At 33.3% G+C, this 18761-nt stretch carries 21 protein-coding genes; 13 read left to right on the forward strand and 8 right to left on the reverse strand.

All coding sequences use genetic code 11. The annotated features are described in order from the left end of the window. The first annotated feature begins 26 nt into the window (after window positions 1-26). The 4 genes from AN960_RS16015 (at window position 27) to AN960_RS16025 (ending at window position 2804) form a co-directional block, all read left to right on the forward strand. A complete protein-coding gene (locus tag AN960_RS16015) occupies window positions 27-701 on the forward strand; it encodes a GNAT family N-acetyltransferase (protein ID WP_056473465.1) in 675 nt (224 codons plus the stop codon). A 174-nt stretch (window positions 702-875) separates the two neighbouring features. Beyond that, window positions 876-1079 carry a 2'-5' RNA ligase family protein gene (locus tag AN960_RS25110; RefSeq protein WP_286131730.1) on the forward strand — a complete coding sequence of 68 codons (204 nt, stop codon included), beginning with the start codon at window positions 876-878 and terminating at the stop codon, window positions 1077-1079. A 90-nt stretch (window positions 1080-1169) separates the two neighbouring features. Continuing rightward, window positions 1170-1298 carry a hypothetical protein gene (locus AN960_RS25115; RefSeq protein ID WP_286131731.1) on the forward strand — a complete coding sequence of 43 codons (129 nt, stop codon included), beginning with the start codon at window positions 1170-1172 and terminating at the stop codon, window positions 1296-1298. 180 nt (window positions 1299-1478) lie between these two features. Then, the gene (locus AN960_RS16025) at window positions 1479-2804 is read left to right on the forward strand and encodes a Na+/H+ antiporter NhaC family protein (protein ID WP_082459539.1); all 1326 of its coding nucleotides are present in this window, start codon (window positions 1479-1481) and stop codon (window positions 2802-2804) included. A 64-nt stretch (window positions 2805-2868) separates the two neighbouring features. Here AN960_RS16025 and AN960_RS16030 read toward each other — a convergent pair whose 3' ends face one another. After that, on the reverse strand, window positions 2869-3168 hold the full coding sequence (locus tag AN960_RS16030) for a hypothetical protein (RefSeq protein ID WP_056473468.1): 300 nt from the start codon (window positions 3166-3168) through the stop codon (window positions 2869-2871). A gap of 322 nt (window positions 3169-3490) precedes the next feature. Between AN960_RS16030 and AN960_RS16035 the strand changes: the two genes are divergently transcribed. Next, window positions 3491-3751: a DUF1292 domain-containing protein gene (locus tag AN960_RS16035; RefSeq protein ID WP_056473469.1), complete on the forward strand. Its 261-nt coding sequence runs from the start codon at window positions 3491-3493 to the stop codon at window positions 3749-3751. Window positions 3752-3966: 215 nt separating this feature from the next. Continuing rightward, window positions 3967-5175, forward strand: a complete 1209-nt coding sequence (locus AN960_RS16040) for a dicarboxylate/amino acid:cation symporter (RefSeq protein ID WP_056473472.1) — start codon at window positions 3967-3969, stop codon at window positions 5173-5175. Between the two features lie 204 nt (window positions 5176-5379). Here the strand turns inward: AN960_RS16040 and AN960_RS16045 are convergent, their stop codons facing one another. Continuing rightward, complete coding sequence (locus tag AN960_RS16045; RefSeq protein WP_056473474.1) at window positions 5380-6495, reverse strand: aminopeptidase; 1116 nt, start codon at window positions 6493-6495, stop codon at window positions 5380-5382. A gap of 199 nt (window positions 6496-6694) precedes the next feature. Between AN960_RS16045 and AN960_RS16050 the strand changes: the two genes are divergently transcribed. Both AN960_RS16050 and ytxJ read left to right on the forward strand, forming a co-directional pair. Then, window positions 6695-7192, forward strand: coding sequence for a DUF948 domain-containing protein (locus AN960_RS16050; RefSeq protein WP_056473476.1), 498 nt, complete (start codon window positions 6695-6697; stop codon window positions 7190-7192). Then, window positions 7158-7487, forward strand: coding sequence for a bacillithiol system redox-active protein YtxJ (gene ytxJ / locus AN960_RS16055; RefSeq protein WP_056473479.1), 330 nt, complete (start codon window positions 7158-7160; stop codon window positions 7485-7487). The genes AN960_RS16050 and ytxJ overlap by 35 nt, the downstream gene beginning before the upstream one ends. Window positions 7488-7514: 27 nt before the next feature. Here the strand turns inward: ytxJ and AN960_RS16060 are convergent, their stop codons facing one another. Further along, window positions 7515-7904 (reverse strand): rhodanese-like domain-containing protein, encoded by a 390-nt coding sequence (locus tag AN960_RS16060; RefSeq protein WP_056473481.1) that lies wholly within the window; start codon window positions 7902-7904, stop codon window positions 7515-7517. Between the two features lie 232 nt (window positions 7905-8136). On the opposite strand from AN960_RS16060, the gene AN960_RS16065 reads away from it, so the two are divergent. From AN960_RS16065 to ccpA, 4 genes are all read left to right on the forward strand, one after another. After that, the gene (locus AN960_RS16065; protein WP_056473482.1) at window positions 8137-9096 is read left to right on the forward strand and encodes an acetamidase/formamidase family protein; all 960 of its coding nucleotides are present in this window, start codon (window positions 8137-8139) and stop codon (window positions 9094-9096) included. A gap of 24 nt (window positions 9097-9120) precedes the next feature. Further along, complete coding sequence (locus AN960_RS16070) at window positions 9121-9954, forward strand: alpha/beta fold hydrolase (RefSeq protein ID WP_056473484.1); 834 nt, start codon at window positions 9121-9123, stop codon at window positions 9952-9954. A gap of 184 nt (window positions 9955-10138) precedes the next feature. Continuing rightward, window positions 10139-11209, forward strand: coding sequence for a bifunctional 3-deoxy-7-phosphoheptulonate synthase/chorismate mutase (locus AN960_RS16075; RefSeq protein ID WP_056473486.1), 1071 nt, complete (start codon window positions 10139-10141; stop codon window positions 11207-11209). 258 nt (window positions 11210-11467) lie between these two features. Continuing rightward, the gene (ccpA, locus tag AN960_RS16080; RefSeq protein WP_056473487.1) at window positions 11468-12466 is read left to right on the forward strand and encodes a catabolite control protein A; all 999 of its coding nucleotides are present in this window, start codon (window positions 11468-11470) and stop codon (window positions 12464-12466) included. 467 nt (window positions 12467-12933) lie between these two features. Here the strand turns inward: ccpA and AN960_RS16085 are convergent, their stop codons facing one another. Genes AN960_RS16085 through AN960_RS16095 form a run of 3 tightly spaced genes read right to left on the reverse strand, consistent with a single transcriptional unit; the run spans window position 12934 to window position 15414 of the window. Beyond that, window positions 12934-14106 (reverse strand): acetoin utilization protein AcuC, encoded by a 1173-nt coding sequence (locus AN960_RS16085; protein ID WP_056473489.1) that lies wholly within the window; start codon window positions 14104-14106, stop codon window positions 12934-12936. Beyond that, the gene (locus tag AN960_RS16090) at window positions 14106-14747 is read right to left on the reverse strand and encodes an acetoin utilization AcuB family protein (RefSeq protein ID WP_056473491.1); all 642 of its coding nucleotides are present in this window, start codon (window positions 14745-14747) and stop codon (window positions 14106-14108) included. Before AN960_RS16090 ends, AN960_RS16085 begins: the two co-directional genes overlap by 1 nt. A 34-nt stretch (window positions 14748-14781) precedes the next feature. Beyond that, a complete protein-coding gene (locus tag AN960_RS16095) occupies window positions 14782-15414 on the reverse strand; it encodes a GNAT family N-acetyltransferase (RefSeq protein WP_056473493.1) in 633 nt (210 codons plus the stop codon). A gap of 180 nt (window positions 15415-15594) precedes the next feature. Here AN960_RS16095 and acsA point away from each other — a divergent pair, with 180 nt between their 5' ends. Next, complete coding sequence (gene acsA / locus AN960_RS16100) at window positions 15595-17313, forward strand: acetate--CoA ligase (protein ID WP_056473495.1); 1719 nt, start codon at window positions 15595-15597, stop codon at window positions 17311-17313. A gap of 46 nt (window positions 17314-17359) precedes the next feature. Here acsA and AN960_RS16105 read toward each other — a convergent pair whose 3' ends face one another. Continuing rightward, complete coding sequence (locus AN960_RS16105; RefSeq protein WP_056473497.1) at window positions 17360-18037, reverse strand: TPM domain-containing protein; 678 nt, start codon at window positions 18035-18037, stop codon at window positions 17360-17362. After that, entirely contained in the window at window positions 18034-18609 is a 576-nt protein-coding gene (locus AN960_RS16110) for a LemA family protein (RefSeq protein WP_056473498.1), read from the reverse strand. Before AN960_RS16110 ends, AN960_RS16105 begins: the two co-directional genes overlap by 4 nt. Between the last annotated feature and the right edge of the window lie 152 nt (window positions 18610-18761).

The raw sequence follows: 18761 nt of genomic DNA on the forward strand, positions 1-18761 counted from the left end.
AGTTTTTATGTTAGGGGGGAAGTCTTTTGAAATCAGAGCTAGAACTTATGGAAATGCATATTAACGTATTATTTAAACACAATGAAGTTGGAAAAATAACACAAATAAATGAACCACCATATACAAAAGCACCAAGGTTTTATATAGGAAGCACCAAAATTGGATATGTAAAAAGGTTTTTAGATTGTCTTAAAAAAGAGGAACTAATTGAATTAGAGAAAGCCTTAGATACAAACTCTAGTATACCGTTAGTAAATATCATGCAGATTTTGAGTAAAAATCATCAGATAGACAGTTTATGGATGGGTCCGGCATATGTATTTCAAACAGTTGGCAAAACATCATCGAAAGCAATCAGAATTACCCAGGCAAATAAACAATATTTATTACCAAACTTTCCTTATACATATGAGGAGCTAGAATGGAAAAATCCATGTTATGCAATTATTGAAAATGACATAGCTGTGTCGATCTGCTGTAGTGCCAGACAATCAGTCGAAGCTGCTGAAGCGAGCGTATATACACTCGAGGATTTTCGTGGAAAAGAGTATGGTTTAATCGTTTCAAATGCATGGGCCGCGGACATTCAAGGCCAAGGACGAACTGCTTTGTATAGTACTTCTTGGGATAATTATGCATCACAAGCCGTCGCGCGAAAACTACAATTAGTACAATATGGAACGGATTTACATTTTAGTTAAAGGATATGTATAAGTTGTATTGACCTATTTTAAGAAATAATTTTCTTAAAGGAGGATTTAAATGCAATACTTTATCGGGATAGTACCACCAGATGATTTAAAGAAAAAATAGTAAAATTCCAACACCAATGGGAGAATAATAGACTAGTTGAATGCGTCGAACCACATATTACTGTGAAAGCTCAAGGGGGGCTTACCCCTGATATGGAATGGTTAGAAAAGGTAAAAAAGATATGTGAAAGCTTTTTATCTTTTGAAGTTAATATTAGGAATCCAAAATTTTTTGGTGAAGATATTTTATATTTAAGCGTTGAGTCAGATGATATAATTAAATTGCATGAAATATTAGTTGAAACCATTTCACCTTCAAAGGAATAAATTAGAGCTTATTTCGAACTTGATGAATATATCCCACATTTAACTCTTGGTCAAACGCATTTTGGCTTAACAAATTTAGAGTTAAACGATATGGCAATAAAAGCTAAACAAGAACTAACTCCTACTGAAACAATTAATGTAGAATTCATTAGAATTTTTAAATCGACAGAAACGGGTAATTACTTAAAATTAATAGATATTCCACTAAAGGAAATGTAATTAAAATGACTAAAGAAGTGGCTATCAATTATTTAAGAACAATAAGTAGCATTACTTCTTAAATTGAAGTAGTGCTTTTTAATTTAAATATATGTGTATTATTACTTGAAACCTTATATAATTATGAATGACATTTAATCAATTTGAGTGTAATAAATCTGCTTGAAAGAAGGGCATTTGATGGATCAATATTCAGTTAAACAGGCAAGTTTCCTAATATTAGTAACTTTGACTGGAATTATTAGTTCCGTCATATTACATATCTCTCTCGTATTTGGAATTTTACCAGGATTAATTTTTTTAATCGTATTAAGTTTAAAAAGAGGATATGAAGTTAGAAATATTATGAAGTTAAGCTACCAAGGAATGGGAAAAGTTAAAATTGTACTCTTTATCTTATTTTTAATTAGCTTTTTACTTCCATCTTGGTATCTATCAGGAACGATCACATCGATGGTTTCGATTACTTTACAGGCGATCAATCCACATCACTTTTTTGTCTTTTGTTTTTTAACGACGATGATTTTTTCAATGATTTTGGGCTCGTCGATTGGAACATTAAGTGCTTTAGGAGTTCCTCTTATTAGTAGTGCTATATTACTGCATATACCAGTGGAAATATCGGCTGGAGCTGTTATTTCTGGCGCATTTGTCGGTGATCGCACGTCACCTTTTTCAAGCGCACATCAACTTTTAGCTAACATTCTTGAAACAACTGTCAAAAAACAAGGTAAAGCGATGCTCTTAACATCAATTACTGCTGTAATCATAACAATCTTATTTTTTAGCGTAATGGATTTACAATTTGCGCAAGGAATTACTCAGACACATCATGAAATCGTGAGTAATAATGACATTACGTTCATTCAATTTATTCCACCGATCTTATTAGTTGTACTTGTTTTATTTAGAATCAATATTATTTATTCGTATGTCATTAGTATTTTGTCTGGTAGTTTAATAGCTTTATTTAATGGAATTTCTTTTAGTAAAATTGTGAATTCTTTTTGGCACGGAATTAATGGACTTGGTGGAGGGCTAAGTCATATGTATAGCTTGTTATTGTTTATTGCTGTAGCAGGAATTTATAATGCGTTATTGGAGGAGCTTAATATCATTCAACCTATGCTAGATAAATGGCTTCAAACCTCAACTTCAATGCTATCCGATTCTTTGAAAACAATTGGTGCTACAGCAGTTATATGCGTAATAGCAGGTAACCAAACGATGCCTATTATTTTAACAGGACGCTCTTTTTTAGCACATTGGTCAAATAAATATAACAAAGAGGAATTGGCTCGGTTAATGGCGGATACAACTTTATTATTTCCAGCGATGATACCATGGAATGTACTTGCGATCATGAGTAGTACAGTCATTAATATGAAATTACATGAGTATTTACCTTATGCAATATTCTTATGGCTTCTTCCATGCTTAACGATTTTCATCAATGTGTTTAAAAAAGTTAAGACATACGAAACTAAGTATGAGGTCAGTTCTTAATCAGTTTAAGGGTGAAAACATAGAAAAAGAGATAAATAGCTAATAAGCTATTTATCTCTTTTTTTCATACAACACTAGTACTAGTAGATTGTATTTCCTTCAATTGTCTAACAGTAATACTATACTTTGTACGGATAGCTTCTAATTCCATAATTGCCACATCAATGTATTCAGGATCGGCATAAATAAAATTAATTTCTTTTAACTCTAAAAGTTTTTGTAAGCTTCTTAACTCATTATGTAAAATTTGTGATGGCGTTTCATCAATTAATTGGTTTTTAGTAAAACGTTGAAAGAAAGATTTAAAATTGACAGTTTTTCTTCTAGTTATTTTTTGTTCTTGAGCCGTTATTAATTTTGACATTCAGTAATCCTCCCTAAATATAGAAAATATCTACTATTTGAAGACATTGAGCTTGTCCAACTTAATAAACTTGAAAGAAACTTAAGAATTGGTTGTTCTAAATCTTATTACAGCGTTAGTAAGAATATTCATGTAAATTTTTTAAAATCAATTTTTTTTACTAAAATTGATTCTCCAGAAAAAGATGGTTTAAAAGTAGAACGATTTAGAAAAGCTTTAAGTGTATTTACAATTTAACGTTTTGCATCATTCTGTTACACTAAAGGAACATAAAGGTTTTCCTTTGTGCAAAATGAATTTGAAATAAGTGAGGTCAAGATTTATGGAAAAGATTGAAGTAGGCGAAATTCTTACACTTAGCTATGATGAAGGAGACGAGCAAGATTACGAAGTACTAGGCTCAATTACGATTGAAGGTCATGAATACATAGCTGTAGGTTTACTAGAAGAAGTAGAAAAAGAAAGTGAAGAGGATATTGATGTTTTCTTCTTAAGAGTCGCAGAAGACGGCGAGTTTTACGATATTGAAACAGAAGAAGAGTTTGAAAAAGTTTCAGCTGCTTTTGATGAAGTTTTAAGATAAAAAGATCATATAAAAGTAGGATTAAAGGATAGGAATACCAGCAAGGGTATAGGAAGTATTTCTTAATTTTAATGAAAAGAGAACACTTGTAGATGATACAAAGTGTTCTTTTTTGTATGTTTATGTAGAAATATGTAGGTTTTATTAAAAATTTGGGGTACAAACTATTAAATTTTCGGTATACTACAAATAGCAATTATATTAGGAGGAAGCTTATGCAATTTTCATTTAGAAATTACGCTTTCCCTTTGATTTTACTTTGTTGTATCATCATTGGTTCAGTCATCGGTTATAACTTTGAAAGCGTTGGAGTTGCCCTTAAACCAATAGGGGATTTATTTTTAAATTTATTATTCGCAGTAGTTGTACCGCTAGTATTTTTCTCTGTAGCCTCAAGCTTTGCAAATGGTGGAGGAGAAAAATTCGGTAAGATTATGCGAAATATGTCAGGGGTATTTTTATTTACAGGTATTATTGCAGCCATCATAATGCTTGTTGTTATGAAAGTTTATCCACCTGCACATGGTGTTCATATCCCAATCGTTAAACCGGATGCAACTGATAAAGTTTCAGTAGCGGAGCAAATTGTAAACACATTTACAGTTAATGACTTCTCTGGCTTGTTTACAAGAAGCAATATGTTGGCAATCATCGTTTTTGCTGTATTAGTTGGATTAGCAACGAATAAAGCTGGTGATAAAGCAGACATCGTAAAGAAATTATTATCTAGTGGAAATGTAGTAATCATGAATATGGTTAACTATATTATGTATCTTGCACCTCTAGGACTTGGAGCTTATTTTGCATATCTTGTACCAACATATGGCGAACAATTACTAGGTTCATATAAGAGAGTTTTTATTTTATATTATGTAACTGCTATTCTATTCTATTTTATTTTTTATAGTATTGTTGCTTATATGGCCGGTGGTAGATATGGATTTAAAATTTATTGGAAAAATGTATGGCCATCAACATTTACGTCTCTAGGAACTTGTAGTAGTGCTGCAACGATTCCAACAAATTTTGAATATGCTGAAAAAATGGGTGTATCTAAAAATGTAAGAGAAGGTGTCATTCCTATAGCTAGCGCACTACACAAAGATGGCTCTGTTATGGGTGGCGTAGTAAAAATTGCTTTTGCCTTTGGTGTATTTGGAATGAATTTCTCAGGCATGAATATCTATCTTGTAACAATCGGTATTGCATTACTAGTTGGTATGGTAATGGGAGCAATTCCGAATGGTGGAATGATCGGGGAGATGTTAATTCTTTCTCTGTTTGGTTTACCGGTAGAATCTTTACCAATTCTTGCGGCAATTAGTGCGCTAATTGATCCACCTGCAACAATGTTAAATGCAACAGGTGATTTGTCTGTGAGTATGTTAGTTGAGAGACTGACTAACGGTAAAAAAGCCGCATAAATTATGAAGACTGGGAATCTCCCAGTCTTTTATTTTTTTTAATAGTATTATTCCTTCTCATTTTTTAAGTTTCAGTCATAATACTGCCATTCAATATGGTATAGCGGTTTTCGTTAAGTAAAACATTGGTAAAATATTGTCAGCATCATATCAAACAATACAAAAAAGAACACATAGCTAAATATGTGTTCTCTTTTTAAAAAATTATTTTAAGTTTTCAGGGTTTAATCCTTTTAATTCTTCGATTACGAAAAGACCATCTTTACGGATTAAAACGTCATCGAAATAGATTTCTCCTCCACCGTATTCAGGACGTTGGATACAAACCATATCCCAGTGGATATTTGAGTTGTTACCGTTGTAAGCTTCATCATAAGCTTGACCTGGTGTAAAGTGGAAACTTCCATCGATTTTTTCATCGAATAAGATGTCTCCCATTGGGTGTAAGATGTATGGATTTACACCAATTGCGAATTCACCGATAAAGCGTGCACCTTCATCTGTATCAAAGATTTTGTTGATACGTTCAGTATCGTTAGCAGTTGCTTCAACAATTTTACCATCTTTGAATTTAAGTTGAACATTTTCAAATGTAAAACCATTGTTAGGAGATGGTGTGTTATAAGAAAGTGTACCATTTACTGAATCACGAACTGGTGCTGTAAATACTTCACCATCAGGAATATTCATTTCACCAGCACATTTAATAGCTGGGATATCTTTAATTGAGAATGTTAGGTCAGTTCCAGGACCTTTAATTTGTACTTTATCAGTACGGTTCATTAAATCAACTAGAGCATCCATTGCATTGTCCATTTTACCGTAATCTAAATTACATACGTTGAAATAGAAATCTTCAAATGCTTCTGTACTCATTTTTGCTGATTGAGCCATTGAATCAGTTGGATAACGTAATACTACCCATTTCGTTTTTGGAACACGAATTGCTCTATGTACTTTTTGACCTACAGTTTTACCATGGATTTTAGTTTTTTCGTTAGGTACATCAGAAAGTTCATTAATATTAACACCTGAACGTAAACCGATGTATGCGTCCATATCTTTCATAACATTTGCTTCGTATTCTGCTACTTTATTAAAGTGTTCTTCAGTAGCACCCATTAATAATGCGCGATCTACTTTATGATCTTTGATTGATACGAAAGGAAAACCACCAGCAGCATATGCTTCTTTAACTAAAGCTGTAACTAATTCTGTTTCTAGCTTAAAGTTTTCAATTAAGATTTTTTCTCCTGGTTGTAATTTTACAGAGTAATTGATTAAGTTTTTAGCTAATTTTGAAATACGTGGATCTTTCATTGAAAATTCCCTCCAATAATTATAACTATATACCTATTGTAAACTATTTAGTCGGTTTTGTTTACTAAAGTAATCTTTTTTTACTAAAGAATTTGAAAACTTGTTTTACGACTAGTTTAGTGTTTGGTAAAATTTGTAGTATAATACGAAATAAGTGATTAAATTTGTGGAAAGCTATGAAGGAAAGGGGTTTTTTCGAATGGATTTAATTTCTATTAGTGCATTAATCGCAGCTGTTGCATTTGTGATCTTAGTTGTATTTATTAGTCGTACTTTATTCCGACTAGAAAGGGTATTTAGAGGTGTAGAGTCTACTATTGCTGAAACACAAAAGGATTTACATAATGTTTGTGTTGAAGCCGTTCAATTAGTACATACTTCGAATCATTTAGCAAATGAGGCTAAAATTTTTGTGAATAATTCGAATGAACTTACGAAAGATATGCGTGAACGAGCAAAATCCCTTGATGTATTAGCTAAATCAGTCGAAGAAGTCGGGGTTACAATCTCAGAAATGAATGAAAAAGTACGAGATACTGCTAATAATGTATCGAATACTGTAAAAGTTAGTACTGAAAAAATGTCCCAATTCGTAAATTGGGGAAATACAGCAATGGATTTATGGGAAAAGTACAAAACGAAGCGTGAGGGAAAAAAGAGAAATGGTAAATCGAATATCAACGATTCAACAGTTTGATGAACTAATTAACAACGAAGAGAAATTTGTGTTTTTAAAGCATAGTACAACATGCCCAATTAGTCATGCAGCTTATACTGAATTTTTAGCATTTGCATCTGCATATGAAAATGTACCATTGTATTTTTTACAAGTTCAAGATGACAGAGAATTATCTAACTATATTGCTGAAAAAGTGGCAATAAAACACGAATCTCCTCAATTATTTATTTTTGAAAATGGAGAAGCAGTTTATAATACTTCTCATTTTTCAATTAAGAAAGATTCAATTGAAAATGCTTTACTAAAAAAATAAAAAAACTGCACCTAAGGTGCAGTTTTTTTATTCTACGTCAAATCCAGCGGCTTTCCATGCAGCAGTACCACCATCGATATATGAAACATCAGTGAATCCCATTTTTTTAAGTAAATATGCTCCTAAAGATGCTTGGCCACCTGCACCACATGTTACAAGAACTGGGCGATTTCGATCTGCTAATTTAGGCTCGCGTAAATGTTCTGGTAATTCTAAATCAGCACGAATTGGTAGCATTCCAAGTGAGATATTCAGACTGCTTGGTATTAATCCACATGCACCTGCATCAGCTGCGTCTTGTACATCAATTACTAATGTTTCAGGATTAGCATTAATTTTTTCACGAGCATCTGCTGAACTTATTCCTTCTACATTTTCGCGTGCTTCTGCAACCATTTGTTTAAATGTAATTGCCATTTTTACTCCTCCAATATAATAAAGTTAGAAATTCCTTAAATTGGAAATCTCATCTATACAATACACCGAAAGTCTTATGTAATTCAAATTGATGGAACTGATCTTAGTGTTTATAGGAAAAAAGTAATAAAAATTAAAGGTTAAAACAAGGGAAATCAAGTTATGTGCAGAAATTAATTATAGTTAAATTATTTTTACATATTAAAATTGAGCGGTGAAAGAAGGAGTAAATATGCAAGAGACATATAAATTTAAAACATCTAATCAGCATTTGCATGCATCTTTTAGTAACGAATATAAACCTATTCAAAAGATTCGTTCTGGTGATTTAATTGAATTTGATACGATTGATATCGGGTGGGGTTATTCGCATCAAAATGGAGAAAGAGTTAGATTCCAGTCAAGGGAAAAGGAAGAAGAATGGGGCCATCCTATGATTGGTCCAATTTATGTAGAAGGTGCTAAACCGGGGATGACACTTGAAATTAAAATAAACGAATTAAAAGCTGGCTGGTACGGCTGGAATTGTGCAGGTGGTAATAAGAATTGGCAAAATGACGCATTAGGTATTTCTGAAGAACCAGAAGTAACTTTAAACTGGCTAATCAATGAAAAAAATAATACAGCGATGACTAAAATTAGAGATAGGGATGTTACAGTACCAGTAATCCCATTTTTAGGAGTCCTAGCTACAGCGCCTTATGAATCAGGTGTTCATTCAACTATACCGCCAAGATATTGTGGTGGAAATATTGACTGTAAAGAGTTGGTAGAAGGTAGTACTTTGTATTTACCTATAGCCGTTGAAGGAGCACTTTTTTCTGCAGGTGATGGACACGCTGCACAAGGAGATGGGGAAGTATCTGGTCAAGCGATTGAAGCTCCTTTTGATAAAGTGAATCTTACTCTTACAGTAAGAGAGGATATGCAGATTAATATGCCACGAGCTAACACACCAGTAGGGTGGCTTACTTTTGGTTTTGATGAAGACTTAAATCTAGCAACTAAAACTGCATTAAATGGCATGGTCGAGTTAATTCAAGAGCTATACGATCTTGAAAAAACAGAAGCAGTTGCTTTAGCTAGTGTTTGTGTTGATTTGAGAATAACTCAAATTGTTAACCATGTTAAAGGTGTCCATGCTGTTTTGCCCCATAATATGAATATCACTTCAATTTATAAAAATAAATAGATTTGAAAATTGGAGGTTAATTAAATGCCGTTTTGTTCTATAAATAATGTTGATATAAACTATGAAATAATGGGTGAAGGAAAACCAATTGTTATGATTCATGGGTTTACCCCAGATTCTAGGTTAATGCAAGTTTGCATGGAACCTATTTTTGCGATGCGAAACGGTTATAAAAGAATTTACTTTGATCTTCCAGGTATGGGTAAAACAAAGGGCGATACTAACATTAATACGACAGATGATATGCTGAACATAGTCTTAAAGTTTATTGATACGATCATACCAGGTCAATCATTTTTATTAGCCGGAGAATCTTATGGGGGATATTTAGCACGAGGAATTATTGCTAATAGACCTGAAAAAGTAAAAGGTGTTGCTTTTATTTGTCCGCTGATTATTCCCGATTTTGAAAAAAGGTCGCTACCAAGCCATACGATAATAGTAGAAGATAAAACTTTTTTGAATCAATTAAATGAACTTGAAGAAGCTGATTTTCGTTCAAACAATGTTGTTTTAGATAAGAAAACTTGGGTCCGTTATAAAGATGAAATTGTTAGCGGATGTTCAATCGCCGATCAGGATTTTTTATCTAAAATAAGGAATAATTACGGATTTTCATTTGAAATAGATAAAATTAAGTTTAATGAACCAAGTTTATTTTTATTAGGATTACAAGACTCGGTCGTAGGATTTAAAGACGCATTTGCTATTCTTGAAAAATTTCCAAGAGCAACATTTGCAATTTTAGATAAAGCTGGCCATAATCTTCAAATAGAACAAGAGGATCTATTTAACTCGCTGATCACTGAATGGTTAGACAGAGTGGTGGAAGTAGAAGAAGGACTTACTATTAATTAAGATAAGAAAGAAGAGTTATTTTAATAACTCTTCTTTTTTATTTGGTCCAGCAACTTTTCCCATAGAGAATACAAAATATTCACTAAAAAAACATTTTTTTAAAATAATGCTCAAGTTTTGATTAGCTTTCAATAAAGTGTCATAATAACAAATGAGATATTGGTATTTGCAAGGAGGATTTAAATTGACTAAAAATGATTTAGAGCAACTTAGAATTGAAATAGACGAGATTAATCATCAAATATTTGAGTTATTAAATAAAAGAGGCGAAATCGCTAAAAAAATTGGGATAGCAAAAATTGATCAAGGCGTTAAACGTTATGACCCAGTTAGGGAACGTAAGATGCTAGATCATATTGCCGAAATTAATGAAGGTCCCTTTAGTACGGCTACCCTCCAACATATTTTTAAAGAAATTTTTAAAAGTAGCTTAGAACTTCAAGAAGAAGACGATAAAAAAGTTCTACTTGTTTCAAGAAAAAGAAAATCAGAAAACACGATCGTAAATGTAAATGGTGTTAATATTGGTGATGGAAGCCCAATTATTATTGCAGGCCCATGTGCAGTAGAGAGCTATGAACAAGTTGATTCTGTAGCGAAAGTGTTAAAGGAACAAGGAATTAAAATTATGCGTGGCGGTGCATTTAAACCACGTACTTCGCCTTATGACTTCCAAGGACTAGGTGAAGAGGGCTTAAAGATTTTAAAAGAGGTTGGCCAAAATCATGGGCTGGCAATTATTAGTGAAATAGTAAGCCCAGAACATATTGAAATGGCATTAGATTATGTTGATATCATTCAAATCGGCGCAAGAAATATGCAGAATTTTGAACTACTAAAAGCAGCAGGTTCTGTAAATAAACCAATCTTATTAAAAAGAGGTTTATCAGCGACAATCGAAGAATTCATTTATGCAGCTGAATACATTATGTCAGAAGGCAATCAAGAAATCATTTTATGTGAACGTGGCATAAGAACTTATGAAAAAGCTACGAGAAATACTTTAGATATAACAGCTGTTCCAATTTTAAAACAAGAAACACATTTACCAGTATTAGTTGATGTTACACATTCGACTGGTAGAAGAGACTTGCTAATTCCTGCAGCAAAAGCGGGCCTAGCAATTGGAGCTGATGGTATCATGGCAGAGGTTCATCCTGATCCTGCTACTGCTTTAAGTGACTCATCTCAGCAAATGAATTTTGATCAATTTGATCAATTTATGTCTGAAGTTAATTCTTTCATAAATCGATAATCAACATAAAAGCGCTGGCTGAACAAAATCAGTCGGCGCTTTTTGAATAATTTGTGAACGTTTGTTTTAAATTAGCAATATATAGTGATAAACTACAAATAATTTACAATTTTTTCTAATAGGTCTATTGAACGAATATTGGTTTCACTATAAGATAGAATGAAGCACTTTTTTGTGGAATATTGCGTTTTATGACTATTTTACCTAAATAAAAAACAAACTACATAATAGATAGAATAAAATAGAGGAGTGATGAAAATGACGGTTACGATTTATGATGTAGCACGCGAGGCAAACGTTTCTATGGCTACAGTTTCACGAGTAGTTAATGGTAATCCAAATGTTAAACCTACTACACGAAAAAAAGTAAACGAAGCAATCAGCCGTTTAGGATATAGACCAAATGCAGTAGCAAGAGGACTAGCAAGTAAAAAAACAACTACAGTTGGTGTAATTATTCCAGACATTTCAAATACTTTTTATGCAGAACTAGCACGTGGTATTGAAGATATTGCAACAATGTATAAATACAATATTATCTTAAGTAACTCGGATGAGAATGTTGAGAAAGAAATTACTTTAATAAATAATATGTTAGCAAAACAAGTTGACGGAATTTTATTTATTGGTGGAACAATTACCGATATTCATCAAGAAGAGTACGAAAAGGCTGGAGTTCCAATCGTATTAGCGACTACATATGATCAAGCTAATAAGATCCCTTCAGTAAATATCGATTATACTCAGGCGGCATTTGATGCAGTAGATTATTTAATTAAAAAAGGTCACCAAAAAGTAGCATTCGTAAACGGTCCTACTGAAACGAATATTATCGGATTAAGTAAGTTAGAAGGATATAAGCGTGCTTTACAAGAAAATGGAATCGAATTTGATGAAGATTTAGTAACTTATGGTGATAATACGTATGAATCAGGCAGTGAAGCCTTTGAAGCTTTCCATGAGCGTAATATTATCCCAAGTGCAATTTTCGTAGCATCTGATGAAATGGCGATTGGTGTAATCCACAGTGCCCAAGATCATGGAATATTAGTACCGAATAACCTTGAAGTTTTTGGATTTGATAATACAAGGCTGGCATTAATGGTGCGTCCAAAATTATCATCTGTTGCTCAACCAATGTATGATATTGGTGCAGTTGCAATGAGATTATTAACGAAGTATATGAATAAAGAGACAGTGGAAGATCATACAGTCATTCTTCCGCATCATCTTCAAATTAGACAATCAACAAAGTAAATGATGAAAGTAGCTTAGAATTTTAGTGATTCTAGGCTTTTTTGTTTTAGGAGGAACTTATGGGGGAAGGAAAGATGGAGTAACGTTGACCTGCAAATAAATCTAAGTGGCCCGCAAATAAAGTTTAAATAAGTGCAAATAAAAGTAGAACTGCAAATAAAATCCAAGAACCGCAATTAAAAATAGCAAAACTGCAATTAAAATCGAAGAACTGCAATTAAATATAGTAAAACAGCAATTAAAACTTTGTAAATCGCAAATAAAGCAATAGTATACATATACCGGCAATCGTATTTCACAACTTTATTAACAGATATTAGATCCTTTTTAGTAATAAGCTAGCAAATTTGTTCTGATTCTATCTTTAAAAGAACCATATTTGAATTGAATTCTACTCATTCATGCTCAAAAATCTATCCGAAATAAAAAAACGCCGTCGAGATACCCTCTCAAGCGGCGCGTAGTATTTAAATAAAAGGCTTCTTTTGCTGAACGTGCAATGGTTCAAGTGCACGGTATAAGACTTGTTCATTGTATTCCTCTATTTCCTTTTTCCTTGGAATAGGCTTTACGATTGATGGATTGTCTGTCCAGGTTATAGGTAACTCAACATTAGCAATTTTCTGCCATTTCTCTAGCCAGTTATCCGGTATTAGGTTTGAAGTTGGTTGTTGATTTGTCATAGCTATCCATACTTGTGACCAAGCTCTTGGTACTACTCTCCAGTAATCGTATCCCCCGCCAGCAACAGCAATCCATTTGCCATCGCAATATTTATGAGCGATTTCATGTGCGATTTTGGGGATTTCCTCGAATGTTTTCATTGTCGTACAAAGATGAGTTAATGGATCGTAACAATGCGAATCAGAGCCATTTTGGGTGAGAATTACATCTGGTTTGAAGTAGTCAGCTATTTCGTTTATTGCTTTTTTATAGCTTAATAGAAATGATTCGTCTTCGGTGAATGCATCAATTGGAATGTTAAAAGAGTATCCGAAACCTTTTCCTTGTCCTCTTTCGGTTACCGCACCTGTACCGGGAAATAGATATCTACCAGTTTCATGTATTGAAAGTGTGCAAACAGTCGGGTCATCATAAAATGCCCACTGAACTCCGTCTCCATGGTGTGCGTCCGTATCTACATATAACACCTTTAAACCGTATTTCTGTTGAATATATTTTATGGCGATTGCACAGTCATTATAAACACAAAAACCAGAGGCTTTTCGTTTAAAACCATGATGTAGTCCACCACCTAAATTAAAAGCATGATTGGATTTTCCCTCTAGAACGGCATCTACTGCTGTTAATGTGCCACCAACAATTAAAGAACTGGCCTCGTGCATATTTTTAAAAATGGGTGTATCTTCAGTTCCAAGCCCGAATTGTTCAGCAATATTTGCACTAACTGGTTCGAGACTTGCTTTTTTAACTTGGTTGATAAATTGTAAATCATGAAAAAGGAGCAGCTCGTCATCTGTTGCTAATCTTGGTGGAATAGTATCATCATTATTTAATAGATTACTAGATTTTAATAGTTCATAAACTAATTGAGAGCGAATCGGATTAAATGGATGTTTTTCGTTGAATTGATAGGCATGGTATTCTTCACTATAAACTAAGTATGCATCCTTTTTCATCATGATTCACTCGCTTCATTTGGCCAAAGAATTTTATATCCTTCAGTTTTTAATGTTTGAATGATCGTAAGTGGATTCATCGTTTGAATTCTAAATACGAGAACCTTATGATCCACTTCTTTTGCAGGGTAAACAAGGACACTTACAATATTTATGTTTTCTTTAGAAAAAACGTTAACAACGTCACTTAAAATGCCTGGATGATCATGGACTAAGATTTCTATTTGGGAGCTAGGTTGATATGCTCCTGTTAAAGTTACTAGAGTGTGTAATACATCAATTTCGGTTACAAGTCCGATTAATTTTCCGCTAGATACGACTGGTAAACAGCCTATTTTATATTGATAGAAATAAGTTGCTACTTCTTCAACAAAGTCAATTGGACTGCAAGTTATGACATTAGTCGTCATAATTTTTTCAACAGGAACCTCAAGTACAGATGAAAATGCTTGTGGAAATAATGTTGAAGGTAGGGCATCGCGTACATCTCGATCAGAAATGATTCCAACCACTTGGTCATCTTCATTAATGATTGGAATATGACGAACATCACCTGTTCGAAAAATTGTTACTGCATCGCCAATTGTATTTTCTTTTTTTAAAGTAATGTTTGAACTGCGCATAATATCTTGAATAAGCATTATTTGAATCCTACCTTTCGAGAATAAAGTTCAATTAGTACATATATCTTTGTAAAAAGCGTAGTGCGTCAAATGCTTGAATTTCTTCAGTTGTAACTCGTTTTCCCATTCTTACCATTAAACAGTTTGCTGGATGCGAACAGATTTCAGGATCATCAGTTGCAAATTGGATGAGTCCACCGGCATTCATCATTTTTTCCATCATTTTTCGGTATTCCCATACATTTAAACCAGTACCTTTTAAATCCCAATGCCAATAATACTCTGTTGTGATAATGATATAGTCTTCCATTGCATCATCTAGCATTGATAGAATTAACATGTTTTTAGCAACTGAAAAACCTCGAAATTCAGGTATTACTTCAATTGCTCCAAGCTCGATTAAATTTTCTAAAGTTGTTTTTGACCATCTTTCAAGTGGGTCTGGATATAAATAAGTTACATAACCTACGATTGTTTGTTCAAGTCTAGCAATAATAATTCTAGCTTCAGGTAGACTAGCAATTTCAACAATTGCTTTATGTTGTTGTACTGGTTGTCTAAAAGATGTTAAATTTTCATGAAATTGATATGTTTCAAGTAAGGCAGATTCGACTGGTCCCTCTATAATTAATTCACCATGTACAGTTTGGATTGTTTTTGAAAAATATTTTTTTGGGTGATCCAATATTACTCACTCCCTTTAGAAAACACCTTTTTAATAATCATACTAAAAAATGCAGGAAAGACATACAGGAAAAAAAACAGTAGGTGTCTAATACATATAAATGGTTAATTTATTAAAAATACTGAAAATTAAATCTTATCATTGTATAATGATAGTAGAGAATATTAAGGAGGGATTTAGATGAAGGTGGAAGCGCTTCCTGTAAAAAACGGACAATTTAATTTAAAAAACTACGAGGAAACTTATAAAAATTTTAAGTGGGAAGATGTAGAGAAAGAGTTTTCTTGGTATACAACACAAAAGTATAATGTAGCATTTGAAGCTATCGATCGTCATGCAAATTCTGATCGAAAAGATAAAGTTGCGTTGTATTACAAAGATGATAAGCGAAATGAAAAATATACGTATGAAGAAATGAAAATTAATTCAAATAAGGCTGCAAATGTTTTAAAACAATTCGGTGACGTTGAAAAAGGTGATCGAGTATTTATTTTCATGCCTCGTCAACCAGAATTGTATTTTGCGCTTTTAGGAGCTTTAAAATTAGGTGCTATTGTTGGACCTTTATTCGAGGCATTTATGGAAGGTGCTGTTAAGGATCGTTTAGAGGATAGTGAGGCAAAGGTATTAGTAACAACGCCAGAATTATTATCACGTGTCCCAGTTAATGATCTACCTGCGTTAAAAACAATCTTCCTTTTAGGCGATGACGTTGAGGAAGGCGGTAAATTTGTTGATTTTAAAGCTCGTTATAAAGAGGCGAAATCAGATTTTGAGATTACATGGTTAAATCGCCACGATGGTTTAATTTTACATTATACTTCAGGGTCAACTGGAAAACCAAAAGGTGTTCTTCACGTTCAACAAGCGATGATCCAACACTATCAAACTGGTAAATGGGTGACAGATCTTCAACAAGATGATGTTTACTGGTGCACAGCGGATCCAGGTTGGGTAACTGGAACTTCTTACGGTATTTTTGGACCTTGGTTAAATGGTGCTTCTAACGTAATATTAGGAGGTCGTTTCAGTCCAGATGCTTGGTACGAAACAATTCAAGAATTCGGAGTAACGGTTTGGTATAGTGCTCCAACAGCATTCCGTATGCTTATGGGTTCAGGGGAAGACGTTATTAAGAAGTATGATTTAAGTTCACTTCGACATATTTTAAGTGTTGGTGAGCCTTTAAATCCAGAGGTAGTTCGTTGGGGAGCAAAAGTATTTAATTTACGAATCCATGATAATTGGTGGATGACCGAAACTGGAGCTTCATTAATTTGTAACTATCCATGTATGCCAATTCGCCCTGGTTCAATGGGTAAACCATTCCCAGGAATCGAGGCAGCTATTGTTGATAATAACGGAAATGAAGTTGCTCCATATACGATGGGAAATCTAGCGATTAAAAAGGGTTGGCCATCGATGATGAACACAATTTGGAATAATGAAGCAAAATTCCAATCATATTTCTTAAATGATGAGTGGTATGTTTCAGGTGATTCAGCATATATGGATGAGGATGGATATTTCTGGTTCCAAGGTCGAGTAGATGATGTAATTATGACTTCAGGCGAGAGAGTAGGTCCATTTGAAGTAGAGAGTAAACTTGTCGAGCATCCTGCGATTGCAGAAGCTGGTGTAATTGGAATACCAGATCCTGTAAGAGGTGAGATTATTAAAGCGTTTGTTGCGCTAAGAGATGGGTATGTTGCTTCAGATGAATTGAAGGAAGAAATCCGTAACTTTGTAAAACTAGGACTAGCAGCTCATGCAGCACCTAGACAAATCGAATTCCGTGATAAATTACCAAAAACTCGAAGCGGAAAAATTATGCGAAGAGTATTAAAAGCATGGGAGTTAGACCTTCCAACTGGTGATTTATCAACGATGGAAGATTAATAAAAAAGAAAACCATTGGAAAAATATCCAATGGTTTTTTGCTGTTTTAAAATTTACGATCGGAGCCACCACCGTCGGAGCTTCCCCCGCCGCCCGAAGAGTTTAATAATGCAGGTAATAAATTCAAAATGAAATAAGTAAGTACACCATTAAAGAACATCATATCAATGATGATGAATACTTTTAAAGTGTCCCATAAATGACTTGTTTTAGAATGACCAGTTTGTTCAGATCCATTTAAAATAACATTATATAGTGATTTATATGTGTTTGTTAATGCAAGGGATTCTTCACCTTTTTTCAAATAGGGTATAGCACTCTGGTCTAGAATTTTACCAGATCTAATATCTGTTACAACTCCTTCTAAACCATATCCTACTTCGATTCTTATTTGTCTGTCTTTTTTAGCATATAACAAAAGAACACCATTATTTTTCTCTTTATTACCTAAACCATATTTTCGAAATGCTGTATTAGCATATTCTTTAATATCATTTCCTTCGAGACTTGGGATTGTTAATACCGCAAGTTGAGCAGAGGTAGTGTCTTCCAATTTTTTCCCTAATTGAATTAGAGTTTGCGTATCTTCTCTGTTAAGAACATTTGCATAATCTTGTACATAAATGTCTCCTACTTGAGAAGGTACTTTAATTTCAGCATTTGCTCCTGTAGCAAATGAAAAAAGAAATCCTATTAGGAATATTGATGAGAGAAATTTTCTCATTTATTACCTGCGCCACTAAAGTCAACCTCAGGTGTGGCTTTATCTTTTTCAGATACCTCAAAGTAATCCTTCTTCTCGAATCCAAAAGGTCCAGCTACTAGTACACCAGGGAATTTTTTGATTTTTTGGTTGTAAACAGTTACTGCATCATTGTAATCTTTACGAGCAATAGCTAGTCGATTTTCAGTTCCTTCTAGGCTATCCATTAATGCTTGGAAATTTTGATTTGATTTTAAATCAGGATAGTTTTCTACTACTACTAATAGACGACTTAATGCTCCAGACAATTCTGCATCAGCTTTACTTTTATCAGCAGTCGTTTGAGCACCAGCTAATTTTGCGCGTGCATCTGTTACTGAAGCAATCACATCTTTCTCTTGTGTAGCATATCCTTTTACTGTATTTACTAAGTTTGGTATCAAATCTGAACGACGTTTTAGTTGGTAATCAACTTGTGACATTTTATTTGTTACATTTTCTTCCTGAGTCACAAAGCTATTATAGCTTCCGACACCCATAAAGATTAGAACGACTACAATAATTAAAGCAATCCATATTCCTTTATTCTTCAAGAAAAAACACTTTATTTCCAAAATATGTATTTTTAAAGATGTTAGTATTAATATTTAACTATATTATTTGATAGAAAGCATTTTTATTCAAATATTGAATGACAATTTAAATAAAATTAATAAAAATTTAATTATCTATTTGACTTAAACGT

Source organism: Bacillus sp. FJAT-25509 (genome assembly GCF_001420605.1).
In the GTDB taxonomy this organism is placed as follows: domain Bacteria; phylum Bacillota; class Bacilli; order Bacillales; family Bacillaceae_G; genus Gottfriedia.

Excerpts from the sequence above, each read along its gene's own strand:
- AN960_RS25115 (WP_286131731.1), top strand. The coding sequence starts at position 1,170 with ATGGCAATAAAAGCTAAACAAGAACTAACTCCTACTGAAACAATTAAT.
- AN960_RS16085 (WP_056473489.1), bottom strand. The coding sequence starts at position 14,106 with ATGAAAAAGGATGCATACTTAGTTTATAGTGAAGAATACCATGCCTAT.
- AN960_RS16060 (WP_056473481.1), bottom strand. The coding sequence starts at position 7,904 with ATGGCAATTACATTTAAACAAATGGTTGCAGAAGCACGCGAAAATGTA.
- AN960_RS16070 (WP_056473484.1), top strand. The coding sequence starts at position 9,121 with ATGCCGTTTTGTTCTATAAATAATGTTGATATAAACTATGAAATAATG.
- AN960_RS16105 (WP_056473497.1), bottom strand. The coding sequence starts at position 18,037 with ATGAGAAAATTTCTCTCATCAATATTCCTAATAGGATTTCTTTTTTCA.
- acsA (WP_056473495.1), top strand. The coding sequence starts at position 15,595 with ATGAAGGTGGAAGCGCTTCCTGTAAAAAACGGACAATTTAATTTAAAA.
- ccpA (WP_056473487.1), top strand. The coding sequence starts at position 11,468 with ATGACGGTTACGATTTATGATGTAGCACGCGAGGCAAACGTTTCTATG.
- AN960_RS16045 (WP_056473474.1), bottom strand. The coding sequence starts at position 6,495 with ATGAAAGATCCACGTATTTCAAAATTAGCTAAAAACTTAATCAATTAC.
- AN960_RS16090 (WP_056473491.1), bottom strand. The coding sequence starts at position 14,747 with ATGCTTATTCAAGATATTATGCGCAGTTCAAACATTACTTTAAAAAAA.
- AN960_RS16050 (WP_056473476.1), top strand. The coding sequence starts at position 6,695 with ATGGATTTAATTTCTATTAGTGCATTAATCGCAGCTGTTGCATTTGTG.
- AN960_RS16040 (WP_056473472.1), top strand. The coding sequence starts at position 3,967 with ATGCAATTTTCATTTAGAAATTACGCTTTCCCTTTGATTTTACTTTGT.
- AN960_RS16025 (WP_082459539.1), top strand. The coding sequence starts at position 1,479 with ATGGATCAATATTCAGTTAAACAGGCAAGTTTCCTAATATTAGTAACT.
- ytxJ (WP_056473479.1), top strand. The coding sequence starts at position 7,158 with ATGGTAAATCGAATATCAACGATTCAACAGTTTGATGAACTAATTAAC.
- AN960_RS16065 (WP_056473482.1), top strand. The coding sequence starts at position 8,137 with ATGCAAGAGACATATAAATTTAAAACATCTAATCAGCATTTGCATGCA.
- AN960_RS16030 (WP_056473468.1), bottom strand. The coding sequence starts at position 3,168 with ATGTCAAAATTAATAACGGCTCAAGAACAAAAAATAACTAGAAGAAAA.
- AN960_RS16035 (WP_056473469.1), top strand. The coding sequence starts at position 3,491 with ATGGAAAAGATTGAAGTAGGCGAAATTCTTACACTTAGCTATGATGAA.